Annotated in this window: 15 protein-coding genes; 6 read left to right on the top strand and 9 right to left on the bottom strand. The window is 60.5% G+C overall.

Features of this window, described 5'->3' with window-relative positions:
- Positions 1 to 67: 67 nt before the first annotated feature.
- Positions 68 to 943 carry a tetratricopeptide repeat protein gene (locus QD461_RS30180; protein WP_414090888.1) on the bottom strand — a complete coding sequence of 292 codons (876 nt, stop codon included), beginning with the start codon at positions 941 to 943 and terminating at the stop codon, positions 68 to 70.
- 137 nt (positions 944 to 1,080) lie between these two features.
- The gene (gene rpsU / locus QD461_RS30175; RefSeq protein WP_004117638.1) at positions 1,081 to 1,293 is read right to left on the bottom strand and encodes a 30S ribosomal protein S21; all 213 of its coding nucleotides are present in this window, start codon (positions 1,291 to 1,293) and stop codon (positions 1,081 to 1,083) included.
- Between the two features lie 350 nt (positions 1,294 to 1,643).
- On the opposite strand from rpsU, the gene QD461_RS30170 reads away from it, so the two are divergent.
- The 6 genes from QD461_RS30170 to QD461_RS30145 all read left to right on the top strand — a co-directional run bounded on the left by QD461_RS30170 (position 1,644) and on the right by QD461_RS30145 (position 7,672).
- Positions 1,644 to 1,922 (top strand): hypothetical protein, encoded by a 279-nt coding sequence (locus tag QD461_RS30170; protein ID WP_414090887.1) that lies wholly within the window; start codon positions 1,644 to 1,646, stop codon positions 1,920 to 1,922.
- A 162-nt stretch (positions 1,923 to 2,084) separates the two neighbouring features.
- The gene (locus QD461_RS30165; RefSeq protein ID WP_414090886.1) at positions 2,085 to 3,338 is read left to right on the top strand and encodes a sarcosine oxidase subunit beta family protein; all 1,254 of its coding nucleotides are present in this window, start codon (positions 2,085 to 2,087) and stop codon (positions 3,336 to 3,338) included.
- The gene (locus QD461_RS30160) at positions 3,338 to 3,757 is read left to right on the top strand and encodes a hypothetical protein (RefSeq protein ID WP_414090885.1); all 420 of its coding nucleotides are present in this window, start codon (positions 3,338 to 3,340) and stop codon (positions 3,755 to 3,757) included. Before QD461_RS30165 ends, QD461_RS30160 begins: the two co-directional genes overlap by 1 nt.
- A gap of 15 nt (positions 3,758 to 3,772) precedes the next feature.
- Positions 3,773 to 4,138, top strand: coding sequence for a sarcosine oxidase subunit delta (locus QD461_RS30155; RefSeq protein ID WP_414090884.1), 366 nt, complete (start codon positions 3,773 to 3,775; stop codon positions 4,136 to 4,138).
- Positions 4,135 to 7,131, top strand: coding sequence for a sarcosine oxidase subunit alpha (locus QD461_RS30150; protein WP_414090883.1), 2,997 nt, complete (start codon positions 4,135 to 4,137; stop codon positions 7,129 to 7,131). The genes QD461_RS30155 and QD461_RS30150 overlap by 4 nt, the downstream gene beginning before the upstream one ends.
- Entirely contained in the window at positions 7,124 to 7,672 is a 549-nt protein-coding gene (locus QD461_RS30145; RefSeq protein ID WP_414090882.1) for a sarcosine oxidase subunit gamma, read from the top strand. Before QD461_RS30150 ends, QD461_RS30145 begins: the two co-directional genes overlap by 8 nt.
- An 18-nt stretch (positions 7,673 to 7,690) precedes the next feature.
- Here the strand turns inward: QD461_RS30145 and QD461_RS30140 are convergent, their stop codons facing one another.
- From QD461_RS30140 to QD461_RS30110, 7 genes are all read right to left on the bottom strand, one after another.
- Positions 7,691 to 8,179, bottom strand: coding sequence for a MaoC family dehydratase (locus QD461_RS30140; RefSeq protein ID WP_414090881.1), 489 nt, complete (start codon positions 8,177 to 8,179; stop codon positions 7,691 to 7,693).
- A 179-nt stretch (positions 8,180 to 8,358) separates the two neighbouring features.
- A complete protein-coding gene (gene glgX / locus QD461_RS30135; protein WP_414090880.1) occupies positions 8,359 to 10,329 on the bottom strand; it encodes a glycogen debranching protein GlgX in 1,971 nt (656 codons plus the stop codon).
- Between the two features lie 206 nt (positions 10,330 to 10,535).
- Positions 10,536 to 12,164, bottom strand: coding sequence for an alpha-D-glucose phosphate-specific phosphoglucomutase (locus tag QD461_RS30130; RefSeq protein WP_414090879.1), 1,629 nt, complete (start codon positions 12,162 to 12,164; stop codon positions 10,536 to 10,538).
- Positions 12,165 to 12,168: 4 nt separating this feature from the next.
- Positions 12,169 to 13,611 (bottom strand): glycogen synthase GlgA, encoded by a 1,443-nt coding sequence (gene glgA, locus QD461_RS30125; RefSeq protein WP_414090878.1) that lies wholly within the window; start codon positions 13,609 to 13,611, stop codon positions 12,169 to 12,171.
- 3 nt (positions 13,612 to 13,614) lie between these two features.
- On the bottom strand, positions 13,615 to 14,877 hold the full coding sequence (gene glgC / locus QD461_RS30120; RefSeq protein ID WP_414090877.1) for a glucose-1-phosphate adenylyltransferase: 1,263 nt from the start codon (positions 14,875 to 14,877) through the stop codon (positions 13,615 to 13,617).
- 26 nt (positions 14,878 to 14,903) lie between these two features.
- Positions 14,904 to 17,111, bottom strand: coding sequence for a 1,4-alpha-glucan branching protein GlgB (gene glgB, locus QD461_RS30115; RefSeq protein ID WP_414090876.1), 2,208 nt, complete (start codon positions 17,109 to 17,111; stop codon positions 14,904 to 14,906).
- On the bottom strand, positions 17,108 to 19,529 hold a 2,422-nt coding region (locus QD461_RS30110; protein ID WP_414090875.1), incomplete at its 5' end, for a glycogen/starch/alpha-glucan phosphorylase. The genes glgB and QD461_RS30110, both read right to left, overlap by 4 nt.

Here is a 19,529-nt window from a genome sequence, read left to right as displayed (position 1 = left end):
CGCAAAGAAAAGCCGCCGGGCAAGGTTTGCCGGCGGCTAAGCGGGTTTGCGTCGCTATGTTCTAATTTCAGGCGCCGCCGCCGACGCGGGCCAGACCGTCTCGGGCCGGCTGGTAATTCGGATCGAGATTGATGGCATGCTGATAGGAGCGGCGGGCTTTCGCCTTGTCGCCCTTGCGCTCATAGACGAACGCTTGGTTTGCCCAAGATTCGGCGACCTTATTGTTCAGGTCGATGGCATGGTTGAAGTCGGCGAATGCGTTGTCGTCGTCGTTCTGCGCGAGATAGGAAATGCCCCGGCTGTTATAAGGCTCAGGCGAATTCGGTGACAGCGAGATCGCCTTGGAGAAGTCGTCGATCGCCTTGTCCTGCTGATTGCGCTTCTGGAAGATCACACCGCGGCCGTTATAGGCGCGGCCATCCGTCGTTCCCAGGCTGATCGCCTTGGAATAATCGTTGAAGGCATCGTTGTCGCGGCCGGCTTGGCGGTAGAGATTGCCGCGGCCGATGTAGGCGACGTCGTAACTGCCGTTGATCTGCAGGGCGGCATTGTAGTCTGCCGTTGCTTCCGGCAGCTTGCCCATGTTGCGGTAGATGAGCGCGCGGTTCGCGTAGGCCTGATAGAACTTCGGATTGAGCTGGATGGCCTGATTGAAGTCACCGAGAGCACGGTTGAAATCGCCGCCGCGGCCATAGGCCGTACCGCGCACGTTATAGCCTTCCGGATCCTGCGGATTGGCATTGATGACCGAAGTCAGCGAGGCGATATTTTCGGAGGAGCCCTGCGCCTTGTCGATGCGGATCACGCTATCGGTAGAGGCTGTCTGGCAGCCGGAAAGGCAAATTGCAGCAAGAATCGCCAAGGCTGGCAGGGCCGCGATCTTCTTCGAAGCACGGGAGGCGTTGCTCGAAGCGCGGTACTTTTCGAAAGTCGTCATTGCCATTATCGGGTTCGCTTTCCCCATGCGTCATATCAGGCGGTTCTGATTTAATCCGATTTGCGCCGAGAATAAATCAAAAAGGCGGCGGCGAACGACTCGCCCCCGCCCCACATGCATCTGAAAACGTCGAAAAACGGCGATTACTTGGCAACAAGACCTTCGCGCTGAGCGCGCTTGCGAGCAAGCTTGCGAACGCGACGAACAGCTTCAGCCTTCTCGCGAGCACGCTTCTGCGACGGCTTTTCGTAGTAGTCGCGCATCTTCATTTCGCGGAAAATACCTTCGCGCTGCATCTTCTTCTTGAGAGCGCGGAGAGCCTGGTCGACATTGTTATCGCGGACAAGTACCTGCACGAGAATCACGTTCCTTTGGTTTGGTTGATGCCAGCGGCGACGGCAGCGCCAGGAGGCAAAAATATAACGTTCGCGCAGCCGCAGCCTTGCGATTGGTAGGCGGGATAGCAGATCGGTTTGTCAAAGTCTAGCCAGATCGTGAGTTTGCAAAGGAAAAAGCGGTTTGTCGAGTACCGAATTCAGTCAGTTGTGCCTGTGGCAGCTTCTCCGAAGCGGCTGAATTAACGATCGATGGACCTCGATCTTTGCCACATTGACATGCTTGTGTGAGTATTTCGGATCACAGTCATTCGTGTGCTGCGGTAATTGCACAGTCTAAGCAATTGACCGGATCGAGGGGGAATCGCTTTATGGAATCGCTCCGCTTCGCTGTCGTTGGGAGACTGCGCGCGGCATTTATGGTTGTCCTCGCCGTTCTCGTCACCGTGCACGCGCCTGCCGCAGCCGGCGAAGTGCGCTTTGGCAAGAATGTGCGAGTCGGCGGCCATGACTTTTCCAACCAGACTTTCGACAGCAAACACCGTGCGAGAATCTACCTTTACAAGGGAAAACCGCGGAATGAGGGATGTGTCTGGCGCAAGGATGGTCATGGCGGGCGTGTGAAGGTCTGCCATCTGCAGCACAAATAAAGCTGCTAGTGCTTGATCACGGGAGGGTTCCAGCGCGGGGTAAATTTATCCGTGTCGAAAGCTGGTCCTGAATGCGTCGCAAAAGAGCCGTTGTGTCGGTTTCTGATTTGCGATTTGTATGATCCATAAAGATGGCGTCTTGCCTGAAGGAGTTGAGGGCGAATGCGTAAATACTCTGTTTTTGCCGTGGCACGGGAAGCGATGCGGGCTCACAAGGGCTGGGAGGCTCAATGGACCTCGCCGGAGCCGCGCAAGGAGTATGACGTCATCATCGTCGGCGCCGGCGGTCATGGCCTGGGTGCGGCCTATTACCTCGCCAAGGAGCATGGCATCACCAATGTCGCCGTCATCGAAAAGGGCTGGCTCGGCGGCGGCAATACCGGCCGCAACACGACCATCATCCGCTCGAACTATCTCTATGAAGAGAGCATGCACATTTACGAGCATTCGATGAAGCTCTGGGAAGGGCTCTCTCAGGATCTCAATTATAACGTCATGTATTCGCCGCGCGGCGTGATGATGCTGTCGCACAATGTGCACGACCAGCAGTCCTTCAAGCGGCATATTCACGCCAACCGCCTCTACGGCATCGACAATGAATGGCTGACGCCGGAACAGGCCAAAGCCTATTGCCCGCCGCTCGATATTTCGAAGATGGCGCGCTACCCGATCAACGGCGCTGCCCTGCAGCGTCGCGGCGGTACGGCTCGACACGATGCGGTTGCCTGGGGCTTTGCCCGCGCTGCTTCCGATCGCGGCGTTCACATCATCCAGAATTGCGAAGTCACCGGCATCCGTCGTGGCCCGGATGGCCGCGTGACGGGCGTCGAAACGAGCAAAGGCTTCATCGGCGCCAAGAAGGTCGGCGTCTCCGCAGCCGGTCACACCACCGTCGTCATGCAGATGGCCGGCGTGCGCGTGCCGCTGCAATCGAGCCCGCTGCAGGCGCTGGTTTCGGAGCCACTGAAGCCGATCTTCCCCTGCGTCGTCATGTCGAACACGGTGCATGCCTATATCTCGCAGTCCGACAAGGGCGAGCTCGTCATCGGTGCCGGCACGGACCAGTACAACTCCTATAGCCAGACCGGCGGACTGCAGATCATCACCCATACGCTGGATGCGATCTGTGAGCTCTTCCCGATGTTCCGCCGCGTCAAGATGATGCGCTCCTGGGGCGGCATCGTCGACAACACGCCGGACCGTTCGGCGATCCAGTCGAAGACGCCGGTGCCGGGGCTCTATGTCAATTGCGGCTGGGGCACGGGCGGCTTCAAGGCGACGCCCGGTTCGGCCAATTTGTTTGCGCATCTCATCGCCCGCGACGAGCCGCATCGGTTCAATGCCGGACTTAATCTGGATCGCTTCCGTACCGGCCGTCTGATCGATGAAGCAGCAGCCGCAGCCGTGGCGCACTGATGCCGACGGCGGTCGGGATCGTTCTTGCGGTCGGGTTTTCATTGCCGGCGGGAGCGGTCGTGACCGAAGTCAGCGATCTCTTTCCAGAGGCCGAGGATGTTCGCATGCAGGTGATCCACAAGGCAAAGGACGAGGCGGACTGGCCGTTTACGGCCGAAAGCGGCGTGCTTGCCTGTGTCAAGGTGCTGAAAAAGCCGGCGGTCTATTTCGTGCCGGAGCAGACACCGGAGGCGAAGAGAGCATTTGCGATCGACACGGATCTGTTGGGCATGAGCCTGATCAATTTGGGAATGACCGATGTGCTCAAACCCTATGGATCGCTGGAGACGCTGCTGAAGCGCATAACACCATTTGTCACCATGGGACGGCGGCTTTGCGCCCAGCCTCCCGGCACAAGCCTTTCGGGCTCCGAGCTTTAACACAGGTAGAAAACGATGCTGCTGATTTACTGCCCCTATTGCGAGGAAGAGCGTTCGGAACTCGAATTCCGCAACGCCGGCGATGCGCATATCGTGCGGCCGGCCAATATTGCCGGGATCTCGGACGAGGAGTTCGAGGAATATTTCTTCCTGCGCGACAATCCGAAGGGCCTGATCTTCGAGCGCTGGCGGCATATCCATGGCTGCGGCCGCTTCTTCAATGCGGCGCGCGACACGGTGAGCGATCAGTTCTACCGTACCTATAAGGCCGGCGAGCCGAAGCCGGATCCGGCAACGTTGCTTCAGCGCACTTCCGAGCCGGCGGCACAGCATCAGAACGAACAGGAACAGTCGGCACAAAAAGAGGGATTTGCTGAATGAGCGGCGCCAATCGTATCGCAGGCAAGGGACGTCTAACGCCGGCCAGAACCGCTCGCTTCACTTTTGACGGCAAGAGCTATACCGCGCTCGAAGGCGATACCGTCGCCTCCGCCCTGCTTGCCAACGGCGTTCATCTCGTCGGGCGGTCGTTCAAATACCACCGTCCGCGCGGCATTCTTTCGGCTGGGGCCGAAGAGCCGAATGCCTTGCTCGATATCTCCCGCGATGCGGCGCGGCGGCAGCCGAATGTGCGCGCCAGCGTGCAGGAAGTCTTCGACGGCATGAAGGCGCAGTCGCAGAACCGTTGGCCGTCGCTTGCCTTCGATGTCGGCGGCGTCAACAATTGGATGTCGCCGTTCTTTGCGGCCGGCTTCTACTACAAGACCTTCATGTGGCCGAAGTCGGCCTGGAAGCACATCTATGAGCCCTTCATCCGTCGTGCAGCCGGCCTCGGCGTCGCGCCCACGGAAGAGGATCCGGATCACTATGCCAGCCGCTATGCCCATTGCGACGTGCTTGTTGTCGGTGCCGGTATTGCCGGTCTTTCCGCAGCGCTCGCCGCAGCCGAGACAGGCGCCAAGGTCATCCTCTGCGACGAGCAGCCTGATGTCGGCGGCGCGCTGCGCTTCGACACTGGCGTCAAGATCGACGGCGTCGAGGGTTATGACTGGGCGCAGGCTATCGTCGCCAAGCTCAAGGCGATGCCGAATGTCCAGGTGCTGACGCGCACGACGGCCTTCGGCTACTACAACCATAATTTCATCGGCCTTGCCGAGCGGGTGACCGACCATCTGGCGAAGCCGGGCCGCGACCTGCCGCGCGAGCGGCTGTGGCAAGTGCGTACCAAGCGTGTCATTCTGGCGACAGGCGCCATTGAACGCCATATGGTGTTTCCGAACAACGACCGGCCAGGCATCATGCTTGCCTCGGCCGCGCGCGCCTATCTCAACCATTATGGCGTCGCCGTCGGCGCGAAGATCGGCGTCTATACCGCGCATGATTCCGCCTATGAGGCCGCTTTCGACCTGAAGCGCGCTGGCATCTCGGTCGTTGCCATCGTCGACAGCCGCGCCCGTCCGGGTGAAGCAGTGCTGGCCGAAGCAAAGCAGCTCGGCATCGAAGTGATGACCGACTATGCTGTCGTCGATACCGCTGGCAAGCTGCGCGTCTCATCCATGACCGTTTCGCGCAACGGCAGCTCCGCGACCCGCAAGATCGCCATCGACGCCCTGTTGGTCTCGGCCGGATGGACGCCCTCGGTCCATATGTTCTCGCAGTCGCGCGGCAAGCTGAAATTCGAGGCAGAGAAGCAGCGTTTCCTGCCGGGCACCTATGTTCAGGATTGCCTGTCGGTCGGTGCCTGCAACGGCACGGATGGCTTGCAGGCCGCGATCGAAGAATCGTTGGCCGCCGGTGAGCTGATGGCGCGTGCCACGGGCGCCACCAATGGTGGCGAGAAGATCCAGCTCCATGCCGAGCAGGCTTTCGAATGGACCGGCGGTATGATCGGCGCTGCCGAAGGTGCGGGACCGGACACGAATGCGAAGGCCTTCGTCGATTTCCAGCATGATGTCTGCGCCAAGGACATTCGTCTTGCGGTGCGCGAGGGCATGCATTCCATCGAGCACATCAAGCGCTTCACCACCAATGGCATGGCGTCCGACCAGGGCAAGCTTTCCAACATGCACGGGTTGGCGATTGCTGCCGAAATGCTCGGCAAGGATATTCCGCAGGTCGGCCTCACCACCTTCCGTGCGCCCTATACGCCTGTCACCTACGGCACGCTCATCAGCCATTCGCGCGGCTCGCTTTTCGATCCCGCCCGCAAGACGCCGATGCATGCTTGGGAGGAGGCGCACGGCGCGATCTTTGAAGATGTCGGCAACTGGAAGCGCGCCTGGTTCTATCCGCGCGCCGGCGAAACCATGCATCAGGCCGTCAATCGCGAATGCCGCACGGCGCGCGAAGTGGCCGGCGTGTTCGATGCCTCGACCCTCGGCAAGATCGAGGTGGTCGGGCCGGATGCGGCCGAGTTCCTGAACCTGATCTACACCAATGCCTGGGATACGCTGAAGCCCGGCCGCTGCCGCTACGGCATCATGACGCGCGAAGACGGCTTCGTTTATGACGACGGTGTCGTTGGACGCCTGGCCGATGATCGCTTCCATGTGACGACGACAACAGGCGGTGCGCCGCGCGTGCTACATCATATGGAAGACTATCTGCAGACCGAGTTCCCGCATCTGAAGGTGTGGCTGACGTCGACCACGGAACAGTGGGCCGTCATAGCCGTGCAGGGACCGAAGGCGCGCGAGATCATCGAGCCGCTGGTCGAGGGACAGGATCTGTCCAATGAGGCCTTCCCGCATATGAGTGTGGCCGAGTGCAAGGTCTGCGGCGTGCCGGCGCGGCTGTTCCGCGTCTCCTTCACCGGTGAAGTGGGCTACGAAATCAACGTGCCGGCCGATTACGGCCAGTCGGTTCTGGAGGCCGTATGGGCTCGCGCCGAGCCGCTGGGCGCTTGCGCCTACGGCACCGAGACGATGCACGTGCTGCGCGCCGAGAAGGGCTACATCATCGTCGGCCAGGATACGGACGGTACGGTTACGCCTGACGATGCCGGCCTTGCCTGGGCCGTTTCCAAGAAGAAAACGGATTTCGTCGGTATTCGCGGACTGAAGCGGCCGGATCTCGTCAAGGAAGGGCGCAAGCAGCTCGTCGGCCTCGTCACCCGCGATCCGAAGGTGGTGCTGGAGGAGGGTGCGCAGATCGTCGCCGATCCGAATGAACCGAAGCCGATGACCATGCTTGGCCACGTTACCTCGGCGTATTGGTCCGAAAATCTCGGCCGCTCCATCGCCTTCGCGCTGGTTGCCGGCGGTCGTGAGCGCATGGGCAAGACGCTCTACGTGCCGATGCCTGACAAGACGATTGCCGTCGAGGTGACGGATCTGGTGTTCTTTGACAAGGAAGGAGGCCGGATCAATGGCTGATCTCGCTACCCGCAAATTGCCACTTTCCGGCCGCCACGGCGGCTCGGCCACCGTTCGGCTGACGCCCGCGGCCTCCGCAAGCCGCATTTCGCTGCGCGCACCGGCCGATTCTGTTGGCGGCCTTTCGCATGCGCTCGGCCTGCAAGTGCCGACCCGGCCGAAGACCTCGGCCAGCGACAACGGTCGTCATGCTCTGTGGATCGGACCCGATGAATGGCTTGTCATCGATGAGAATGGCGCCGATCTGGTCAGCGCGGCAGCATCGTCCGGTGTGTTGCACTCGGCGACTGATGTTTCTCACCGCAACACTGCCGTCATCGTCTCAGGCCCCGGTGCGGAAGCGACGCTTGCCGGTGGTTGCCCGCAGGATGTTTCGCTAGGCGCATTTCCCGTCGGCGCTTGCTCGCGCACGCTGCTCGGCAAGGCAGAAGTGGTGATCTTGCGGCTCGATGACCAGACATTCCGCGTCGAAGTCTGGCGCTCCTTCTCCGATTATGCCTTTGGCCTTCTGAGCGAGGCTGCGGAGGATGCGGGCCTCTAGGTCCCGCATTCGCTCGGATCAAACCTCCTTCGGCCGGTCCTTGGGATCGAACTGCGATATGGTCGTCCATGTCGCAGTTAACGCCGCCTTGCGCTCGTTCTCGATTTCGACTGTGACATCATAGGTCAGCATGAGCATGCTGGCGCCGCGTAGCCGCGTTTCGGCGAGCTGGAAGCGGCCGCGCACCCGCGTGCCGCATTTGACCGGCGATATGAAGCGGATCTTTTCGAAGCCGTAGTTGATGCCCAAGGTCTGCTCGCGGATTTTCGGCAGGCCGCTGTAGTTCATTGCGGACAGCAAAGAGAGCGTCAGGAAGCCGTGGGCGATGGTGCCGCCATAGGGCGTTTCCGCCTTGGCGCGCTCAGGATCGACATGAATGAACTGATGGTCGAGCGTGGCGTCCGCGAAGGTGTCGATCATGGTTTGGTCGACGGTGATCCAGTCGGAAACGCCGATCTCCGTTCCCGCAAGTTTCATGATCTCTGCAAGCGATATATCGCCGGGCATTCCATCCTCGTCAGTTCAAGAGCATGATGCCGAAAAGTGTGCGCGGTTTTCGGACGACATCATGCTCTACCTCTTTGCTTCTAGAGCCGGATGATTTTTAGTCGAGTCGATCTAAAATCATCCGGCTCTAATGGCCGCTGACCCTTTCTGGCGAATCGGAACGGAAAGTGCAACGAAGATCAGGATTCGACGAAGAAACAAGCGGAGCGGGCAGGGATGGCGATATGCTCTCCCGCTGGCATTTCACCTGACACCGTCAACTGCGACCAGCCGCCTCTTTCCGAGGTCGGCAGCGCGGCGCAAAGTTCTTCCGTGGAGCGGTTGAACAGCATGGCAAGGCGCGTTGACCGGCCATTGGAGCGATCTTCCGTCCGGACCGCCATGCCAAGGATGCCGGCATCCGGCGCTTCCCAATCCGGCACAGACATCGGTTCGCCGCTTGCCGAGAACCAGAGCACGTCGCCATCGCCTTTGAAGAAGTCCATATCGGCAAAGGCGGAGAAGCGGCGGCGTAGGCCGGCGAGCCAGGCGGTGTGACCGATCAGTTCCTCGTCGAGCGTCGCCCAGTCCATCCAGGTGATGGCGTTGTCCTGGCAATAGGCATTGTTGTTGCCCTGCTGGCTGCGTCCACCCTCATCGCCTGCAGTGAGCATGATCGTACCGCGTGTGGCAAACAGGGTGGAAAGCATGGCTTCGATATCGGCGCGCCGCTTGTTCAGGATGGACTGATCGTCTGTCTTGCCCTCGATACCATTGTTCCAGGAGTAATTCTCGTTGTGGCCGTCGCGATTGTTCTCGCCATTGGCCTCATTGTGCTTATTCTCGTAGGAAACGAGATCCATCAGCGTGAAGCCGTCATGGGCGGCGAGGAAGTTGACGCTGCGCGTCTGTGCGCGGCCGTCGCGGCCGAAGATGGAGGAGGATCCGGCAAGAATCGTCGCGAGATCGCCGATCCCTGCGTCGCCACGCCAGAAGCGGCGCAAGTCGTCGCGGGCACGATCGTTCCATTCGAGGATGGACGCGGGGAAATTTCCGAGCTGATAGCCACCAGGACCGATATCCCACGGCTCGGCTATCAGGATGCGATCCCGAAGCACCTCGTCCGCCAGCATGGTGCGCAGCGTCATGCCGTGGGGATCAAACCCGTTGCCGCCGCGGCCGATCACCGTGGCGAGATCGAAGCGGAAGCCGTCGATGCCTGTATGCTGGACGAAATGGCGCAGGCTGTCGATGATCAATCTGCGCGTCGCCGGCTGGTCGCAGGCAACGGTGTTGCCGGTGCCGGTGTCGTTGACCAACGTGCCGGGCTGATCCGGCAGGCTACGGAAGTAGTTGGGGTTGTCGAGACCGCGCAGCGACAGCGTCGGGCCGTGGCGATCGCTTTCGCCGGTATGATTGAAGACGAGATCGAGGATTACGCCGATGCCTTCAGCGTGGAGTGCGGCGACGGTCTCGCGCAATTCCTTTACGCCGCCGGGAACAAGACGCGGATCGAGCGCCATGAAGCCAACCGGATTGTAGCCCCAGCCATTGGTGAGGCCGAGCGGCGGCAGGTGCCGTTCGTCGATCCAGGCGGTGATTGGCATCAACTCGACCGCATCTATGCGGAGGCGCTTGAGGTAGGCAATCACCGAAGGGTGGGCGAGGGCAGCGATGGTGCCGCGCTGCTTTGCCGGCACATCCGGGTGCAGCATGGTGAAGGGTTTGACGGCGACCTCATAGATCAGGCCGCCGGGTTGGAACAGCGGCTTGGCCGGGGCAACGGCTACATCACGCGTGACGATCGCCTTCGGCATCAGGTCTTGGGTGTCTTCACCGACAATCCCGAGGCGCGGATCATATTGAAACGGCCGGTCCAATTCCTTGGCATAGGGGTCGATCAGCAGTTTCGAAGGGTCGAACCACAGGCCCTGATCGGGATCGTATGCGCCATGGGCGCGCAAGCCATAGCGCATGCCATGCTTCGCGCCCTTGACGAGAAGGCGATGCTCGTCGCCATCCCGTGTGAATGGCAGGCGCAGGATCTCCTTCTTGCCCTCGGCATCGAACACGCAGAGTTCGATGCGTTCGGCACGCTTGGAGGTAACGCCAAACTCGACGCCCGCGTCGGTAAGGGTAGCGCCAAGGGAACGGATTGTCTGATCTGACATGTCTCGTGGGCTTTCCGCGTCGCTGGGACTCAATTCTCTCCCCGTTTGCGGGGAGAGAGGCAGGTGAAAGGCAGGACGCCCGGCAAGTCGTGCAGTCACGTCGATTTCCGCGAAAGCTCTCATCCGGTCGTCGTCCAATTTCGTGGCGACTTCCGGCCGCCTTCTCCCCGCGCCAGCGAGGAGAAAGGCTTAGGCTGACATCATGATCAGGTGATGACTGTCGGCGCGTCGCGGCCGGTGTGGCCCTTGATATCTGCGATCGCCTGAGCTGCGGCAATGAGGTCTGCCAGCGCTTCCTGCGTCTCGATGTTGTGACGGGTCGGATCGGGTTCGTAACGCTCGATATAGACGCGTAGCGTTGCGCCCGTCGTGCCGGTGCCGGAGAGGCGGAAGACAACGCGGGAGCCGCCTTCGAACAGGATGCGGATGCCCTGATGCTGGCTGACGGACTTGTCGACCGGATCGTGATAGGCGAAGTCGTCGGCGGCGGAAATCGTGAGATCGCCATACTTCGTGCCGGCCAGGGTCGGCAGCTTTTCGCGCAGAGCCGTGATCAGGCCGTTCGCGGCATTGGTGTCGACACCCTCATAATCGTGGCGGGAATAATAGTTGCGGCCGTAGGTGGCCCAATGCTGGGTCACGATATCGATGACGCTTTCACCGCGCACGGCCAGGATGTTCAGCCAGAGCAATACGGCCCATACTCCATCCTTCTCACGGACGTGATTTGAGCCGGTTCCGGAACTTTCCTCGCCACAGATCGTCGCCATGCCGGCGTCGAGCAGGTTGCCGAAGAACTTCCAGCCGGTGGGCGTCTCGTAAATGCCGACGCCGCGCTTTTCGGCAACGCGGTCGGCAGCACCGCTTGTTGGCATGGAGCGGGCAATGCCGGCAATGCCGTGTGAATAGCCGGGCGCGAGATTGGCGTTGGCAGCCAGGATCGCCAAGCTGTCGGACGGCGTCACGTAGATGCCCTTGCCGATGATGAGATTGCGGTCGCCGTCGCCATCCGATGCCGCGCCGAAGTCGGGCGCATCATCGCTCATCATCTCATCGTAGAGCTCCTTACAATGGACAAGGTTCGGATCGGGATGATGACCGCCGAAATCGGGCAGCGGCAGGAAGTTGCGCACCGAGCCGTCCGGTGCGCCGAGGCGGATCTCGAAGATCTCCTTGGCATAGGGACCGGTGACGGCGCTCATCGCATCGAAACAGATGCGGAAGCCGAGGCTGATGAGATTGCGGATCGCGCCGAAATCGAACAGCTCCTCCATGAGGGCAGCGTAATCTTCGACCGGATCAATGACCGAAACGATCATACCGCCGACATCTTCGCGAGCGATGCGATCGAGGTTGATATCCGGAAAGTCAGCGATCTTGTAGCTGTCGATAACCTTCGTGCGCTCAAAAATAGCGTCGGTGATCTTTTCAGGCGCGGGGCCGCCATTGCCGATATTGTACTTGATGCCGAAATCTTCGGTCGGACCGCCGGGATTGTGGCTGGCCGACAGGATGATGCCGCCGAAGGCCTTGTATTTGCGGATGATGTTCGAGGCAGCAGGCGTCGAGAGGATACCGCCCTTGCCGACCATCACCTTGCCGAAGCCATTTGCGGCAGCCATCTTGATGGCCTTCTGGATGACCTCGCGATTGTAGTAGCGACCGTCGCCGCCGATGACCAGGGTCTTGCCCTGATAGCCCTCGAGCGAATCGAAAATCGACTGGATGAAGTTCTCCGCGTAATTCGGCTGCTGGAATTCGGGAACCTTCTTTCGCAGGCCGGAGGTGCCGGGTTTCTGATCCGTGTAGGGGGTGGTGGATACGGTTTTAATCATCGGGTTAAGCGCCTCTCGAGACTAGACTGGAGTAGAGAGCGGCATAGCGTTCTGCGCTCCTGCCCCAGGATACGTCGGATTTCATGCCCTGCTTTTGCATCTGCGTCCAGACCTTTCGATCCTGAAAAAGGTGCATGGCACGGCGCATGGCTTGCAGCAGTCCTTCGGCGGTGACGGGCGAAAACTGGATGCCGGTCGCGACTTTCGCCTGCAGAGCGGCATGATTGGCGTCGATAACGGTGTCGTTAAGGCCGCCCGTCCGTGCGACGATCGGCAGACATCCATAGCGTAAGCCATAAAGCTGCGTGAGGCCACAGGGTTCGAAGCGCGAGGGGATGATAATCGCGTCGCAACCGGCCTGAAGCAGATGCGACATGGGTTCGTTATAGCCGGCGGAAACGCCGACGCGTCCGCGATAACGGCCGGCTGCGGCAAATAGGGCGCCTTCCAGCGCCGCATCGCCGGCGCCCAGGATCGCAAGCTTGCCACCCATGTGGACGATCTCGCCGGCAACGCCTGCAAGAAGGTCCATCCCCTTCTGCCAGGTCAGCCGGCTGACGACGCAGAAAATCGGGCCATCGTCGTCATCGAGGCCGAAATGTTCGACCACGCGCCCGCGGTTCGCGGCGCGATCCTTCAGCGTCGTTGCGCTGTAGGTCTGTTCGATCATGGTGTCGGTTGCCGGGTTCCAGACGTCGTCGTCGATGCCGTTGACGATGCCGTGTAGGCTGTTCGCCCTGCTGGCGATGACGCCTTCGAGGCCCATGCCGAATTGCGGCGTCAGAATTTCTTCCGCATAGGATGGGCTGACGGTGGTGAGGGCGTGGGCCGTCTGCAAGCCGCCCTTCAGAAAGCCGACGTCACCATAATACTCGACGCCTTCAACGGAAAAGGCGTGAGCCGGCAGGCGCAGACCGGGGAAGATGTCGGAGCCGAACTGGCCCTGAAACGCGATGTTGTGGATGGTGAGTACGCTCGGCTGCTCGGGCGTCGGATAATATCGCATGTAGACCGGCACCAAGGCCGACTGCCAATCATGCACATGCACCAGATCCGGCCGCCAACCCGGCAGAAGACCTGCGGCTATTTCCGCAGCCGCCAGCGACAGGGCGGCGAAACGCCGCCAATTGTCGGGGTAATCCTTGCCGGTGGCATCGACATAGGGCCCGCCGGTGCGGTTGTAGTAGGCCGGCGCATCCAGCACCAGGAGGGAAATGCCTGCATGCTCGACTTCCAGCACGGTCGCCTTTTCGCCGAGCAGGTCGGCGAATTCGAGGCGGGCGACCGGGTTGCGAACGACCTTCAAGACTGCGGGATAGCCCGGGATCAAGGTCTTCGTGTCGATGCCAAAAGGCTTTAGTGCGATTGGCAGGGCGCCGGCCACATCGGCCAAGCCCCCTGTCTTGATTAAGGGGAAGACTTCGGACGATACCGAGAGAACCTTCATAAGTTACAAATCCAGCTTGTCGATCATCGTCTGGGTGATCAGGCAGATGCCGCTTTCCGTGCGGCGCCAGCGCTTGGCATCCAGATCGGGATCCTCACCGACCACCAATCCCTCGGGAATGGTGACGCCATGGTCGATGACGACATTCTTCAGCTGCGCGCGGCGGCCGACCTTTACGCTCGGCAGCACGACGGCCCCCTCCAGCTTGGAGTAGGAGTTAGCGCGTACGCCGGTGAAAAGAAGGCTGTTATAGAGGCTGGCGCCGGAAATGATGCAGTCGCCTGCAACCACCGAGGAAACGGCCGAACCGCGACGATCTTCGTCGTCATGGACGAACTTCGCCGGTGGGCTGATTTCCGCATAGGTCCAGATCGGCCAGGACTTGTCGTAGATGTCGAGCTCAGGCACCACGGCCGTCAGGTCGATATTGGCCTGCCAGTAGGCATCGATCGTGCCGACGTCGCGCCAGTAGGCTTCGCGCTCGAAATCCGAACGAACGCAGGATTGCGTGAAGCGATGGGCGACCGCTTTGCCGTTCTTGACGATATAAGGGATAATGTCCTTGCCGAAGTCACGGCTGGAGTTGGGATCGGCGGCATCGCGCTTCAGGCATTCGATTAGGAACTTCGTGTGGAAGACGTAGATGCCCATCGATGCCAGCGCGAAATCCGGATTGCCGGGAATGCCGGGCGGATCAGCGGGCTTCTCGACGAAATCGATGATCTCGTCCTTCTCATTGACATGCATGACGCCAAAGCCGACCGCTTCCATGCGAGGCACTTCAAGGCAGCCGATGGTGACCTGGGCACCAGAATCGACGTGCTGCTGCAGCATCCATTCATAGTCCATCTTGTAGATATGGTCGCCAGCGAGGATGACCATGTATTCCGGGCCGTAGGGCTCGATGATGTCGATGTTTTGGTAAACGGCGTCGGCCGTGCCTTCATACCATTGCGTTTCCGACACGCGCTGCGATGCCGGCAGGATGTCGAAGCTCTCGTTTCGCTCCGGGCGGAAGAAGTTCCAGCCTCGCTGCATATGGCGGATCAGCGAGTGCGCCTTGTACTGAGTGGCGACGCCGATGCGGCGGATACCGGAGTTGAGCGCGTTGGAGAGGGCGAAATCGATGATGCGGGTCTTGCCGCCGAAGTAGACGGCCGGCTTGGCGCGACGGTCTGTCAATTCCTTCAATCGACTGCCTCGGCCCCCGGCAAGAACGTAGGCCATGGCGTCGCGTGCCAGCGGCTGGAAACGTTTTTCTACCATTTTATTCCTCCCTGTCCGTAGTGATCTCAAAATTCCGGTTCGAGCATGATGGTCGCCAGCGGTGGTAGCGTTATCGTCGCTTGTATGCCGCCGCCGGCGCTTACTGCCTGCACACGTCCGCCATTGCCTTTGCCGCTGCCGCCATAAATGTCGGCATCGGTATTCAGCACCTCGCGCCACCGCCCCTCAGCTGGTAAGCGCAACGTGTAATTCTCACGGTAGACTGGCGTAAAATTGGTGATGACCGCAACCGGTTTTTCACCGGGCGCCTTGCGCAGCCAGGCGAAGACCGAATTTTCAAAATCGTCGACGACAAGCCATTCGAAGCCTTCGCCTTCACAGTCGCGGGCATGCAGCGCCGGCTTGCTGCGATAGGTGAAGTTGAGATCGCGGACGAGGCGCCGCATGCCTTCATGCATACGGTACTGCAGCAAATTCCAGTCCAGCGCGCGTTCTTCGCTCCACTCGCTCCATTGGGCGAATTCCTGACCCATGAACAGCAGCTTCTTGCCGGGATAACCCCACATGAAGGCATAATAGGCGCGCAGATTGGCGAATTTCTGCCAGTCGTCGCCGGCCATCTTGGCGATCAGCGATCCCTTGCCGTGCACCACTTCGTCATGGGAGAGCGGCAGAACGAAATTTTCCGAGAAGGCGTAGATCAGGCCGAAGGTCAGCTCGTTGTGGTGGTACTTGCGATGCACGGCCTCGCGGGCGAGGTAGCTCAGCGTGTCGTGCATGAAACCCATGTTCCATTTGAAGCCGAAGCCGAGGCCGCCTTCGTGGACCGGCTGCGACACTTTCGGCCAGGACGTGGATTCCTCGGCAATCGTCATGATGCCCGGATGGGCGCCATAAACCCTTGAATTCATCGACTGGAGGAAGCGGACAGCTTCGAGGTTTTCGTTGCCGCCGTACTCGTTGGGGATCCATTCGCCATGCTTGCGCGAATAGTCGAGGTACAGCATGGAGGCGACGGCATCGACGCGCAAACCGTCCAAATGGTATTTTTCTGCCCAGAAGAGGGCATTGTTCTGTAGGTAGGCCAGCACTTCGGTGCGGCCGAAATTGTAGATTGCGGTGTTCCAGTCGGGATGGAAGCCCTTGCGCGGATCCTCGTGCTCATAAAGTGCGGTGCCATCGAACCAGCGCAGACCGTGCTCGTCGGTCGGGAAATGAGCAGGCACCCAATCCAGAATGACGCCAATGCCGACTTTGTGGCAGCCGTTGACGAAACGGGCAAACCCTTCAGGTTCGCCGAAGCGCGCGGTCGGTGCGTAAAGGCCGGTCGTCTGATAGCCCCAGGATGGGTCGTAGGGGTGTTCGGTAATCGGCAGGAACTCGATATGGGTGAAGCCCATGTCGACGCAATAGGGGATCAGGCGCGAGGCAAGCTCATCCCATGACAGCATGGAGCCGTCATCACGGCGCTGCCAGGAGCCGGCATGCACCTCGTAGATGCTGATGGGCTGGCGGCGCTGGTCGACGCTTGCCCAATGCTCGCGGTGGGCTGCATCTTCCCAGACCTGATTGAGTTCATTGGCGGTGACGGAGGCGGTCTTCGGGCGCAATTCGCTGCGGCGAGCGAACGGATCGGCTTTCAGCGGCAGCAACACGCCGTCCTGGCCACGGATCTCGAACTTATAGGCGACGCCTGGCGGTACATCCGGAGCGAAGATCTCCCAGATGCCACTGTCGGACCGGAAACGCATGACGTGCCGGCGACCGTCCCAATTGTTGAAATCGCCAACGACCGAAACGCGTTGGGCATTCGGTGCCCAGACGGCGAAATGAAAGCCCTGCACGCCTTCATGCTTTATGGGATGGGCGCCCATCTTGTCGAAGAGGCGCAAATGCGTGCCCTGACGGGCGAAATAATCGTCCATCGGTCCGAGGACCGGGCCGAAGCTATAGGGGTCGGTGACCGCCCATTCAGCATCGGCGCGCCGGGCGCGATAGCGTACCGGTTGCTGTTTGGAGAGCTTCACCTCGCCGGCAAAGAAACCCGCTGGATCGAGACAATCCAGCTCGCCGATGATGGTGCCATCCAGCGCGGTGGCGCTCACCGCCTCCGCGCCAAGGATGAAGCAGCGTGCTACAAAACCGTCATCCGTCCGGTGAACGCCGAGAACGGCGAATGGATCGGTATGGGTGCCTGCGAGAATTGCAGCAATATCCTCTGCCGAAATGTCCCTCAAGCTTGTGCCGTCAGCGGGTCTCTTCGGCTTTTTCATCCGGCTCTCCAGATTTCCTTGGCATATTGACGGATTGTCCGGTCGGAGGAGAACCAGCCCATGCGCGCGGTATTGTTGATCGTCTTCGCGTACCACTCGGACGGATTAGCCCAGAGGATGTCGACCTCGCGCTGCGCGGAGGCATAGGCATCGAAATCGGCGGCGACCATGAACCAGTCGTGGCTGTAGATGCCTTCGATCAGGCCGGCGTAGCGGTTGCGATCATCCGGTGAGAAGACGCCCGATGCGATGGCCGAAAGCGCCTGCGCGAGTTCACGGGAACGCTCGATGACGGCGCGGGGATCGTGGCCATCGCTGCGCAGGCTCGCCACCTCATCGGCTTTCAAACCGAAGATGATGATGTTGTCTTCGCCGACATTGTCGCGCATTTCGACATTGGCGCCGTCGAGAGTGCCGATGGTCAATGCGCCGTTGAGACCGAACTTCATGTTGCCGGTGCCCGATGCTTCCATGCCGGCAGTCGAAATCTGCTCGGAAAGGTCGGCGGCCGGGACCATGACTTCGGCGAGAGAGACGTTGTAGTTCGGCACGAAGACGACCTTCAGCAGGCCGCGAACCGACGGATCGTTGTTGATGACGCGAGCGACGTCGTTGATCAGCTTGATGATGAGCTTGGCGTTATGATAGCTCGGGGCCGCCTTGCCGGCGAAGAGCTTGACGCGCGGCTGCCAATCCAACTCGGGGTGCGAGCGGATCTGATCGTAAAGGGCCACCGTCTCGATGATGTTGAGAAGCTGGCGCTTGTATTCGTGGATGCGCTTGATCTGAATATCGAACATCGCGCTCGGGTCGAGCTTGATACCCATGCGGCTGGCGACGAGATTGGACAGCTGCACCTTGTTGGCACGCTTGACGGCGGCGAACTTCTCCTGGAACGCGCTGTCCTGGGCGAACTGATCGAGCGGCTTCAGCTGTTCGGCATCGTCGAGGAAGGCATCGCCGATAGCCTCGCGGACAAGGCCGGTCAGGCCGGGATTGCACTGCATCAGCCAGCGGCGCGGCGTGATGCCGTTGGTCTTGTTGTTGATGCGGTCCGGATAGAGCTTGTGCAGGTCGGCAAAGACCGTGACCTTCATCAGGTCGGTGTGCAGTGCCGAGACGCCGTTGATGGAGTGCGAACCGACAAAGGCGAGATTGCCCATGCGCACGCGGCGATCGCCGTTTTCGTCGATCAGCGAGATCGAGCGGATTTCCGTGTCGTTGAAGTTGCGGGCCTTGCGGGCCTCGACGAGAATTTTCGCGTTGATCGCGTAGACGATCTGCATATGGCGCGGCAGGAGCCGTTCGAACAGCGGCACAGGCCAGCTTTCGAGCGCTTCAGGCAGCAGCGTATGGTTGGTGTAGCCGAACGTCTCGCGCGTAATGTCCCAGGCCTTGTCGAAAACAAGGCCGTGAACATCGACGAGCAGGCGCATCATTTCGGCGACGGAAACGGCCGGATGCGTGTCGTTCAGCTGGATCGCGACCTTGTCCGCCAGATTGGTCAAGTCGTCATATTGCTGCAGATGGCGGCGCAGAATGTCCTGCAGCGACGCCGACGAAAAGAAGAACTCCTGACGCAGACGCAGTTCCTGGCCGGCAGGCGTTGCATCGGCCGGATAGAGGACGCGCGTCAGGCTTTCTGCCTTGTTGCTTTCGCGCAGCGCGCCGATATGGTCGCCGGCGTTGAAGGCGTCGAGCAGGATTGGATCGATCGGCTGTGCCGACCAGAGACGCAGCGTGTTGACGCGCTTTGCCCGCCAGCCGACAACAGGCGTGTCGAAGGCCGTGGCGATGACGCGCTCGGCGGGTTTCCACACGTAGCGAGGCTGATCGTCGTGGCCGCCAACGGTCTCGACACCACCGCCGAAGCCGATTTCGTAGGAGCTTTCCTGACGTTCGAACTCCCAGGGGTTGCCGTGGGCGAGCCAGGTTTCCGGCAGTTCCACCTGCCAGCCATCGGCCATCTGCTGGCGGAACAGGCCGTGGACGTAACGAATGCCGTAGCCGTAAGCCGGGACGTCGACGGTTGCCATCGATTCCATAAAGCAGGCGGCGAGGCGGCCAAGGCCGCCATTGCCAAGCGCTGCGTCAGGCTCAAGGCCGGCGATGACCCGGATGTCGACGCCGAGCGAAGACAGGGCGTCGGAAATCTCTTCCATCAAGCCGAGATTGGAGATCGCGTCTCGCATGAGGCGCCCGATCAGAAATTCGAGCGATAGGTAATATACCCGCTTGGCGCCGGTCTCGTAGACGCGGCGCGTCGATTCCATCCACTTGTCGATAACGCGGTCGCGAACAACAAGGATCGTTGCCGTCAACCAGTCATGCGGTTTGGCCACTTTCGCATCCTTGCCGATGCGATAGGTCAAGCGTTCGATGATTTCTTCCGCAAGGATTTCGGGGCGGGAACTGCGC

It is taken from the genome of Rhizobium sp. BR 314 (genome assembly GCF_047445805.1).
Lineage (GTDB): Bacteria > Pseudomonadota > Alphaproteobacteria > Rhizobiales > Rhizobiaceae > Rhizobium > Rhizobium lusitanum_B.
This window is presented reverse-complemented; position numbering and strand designations above follow the sequence as displayed.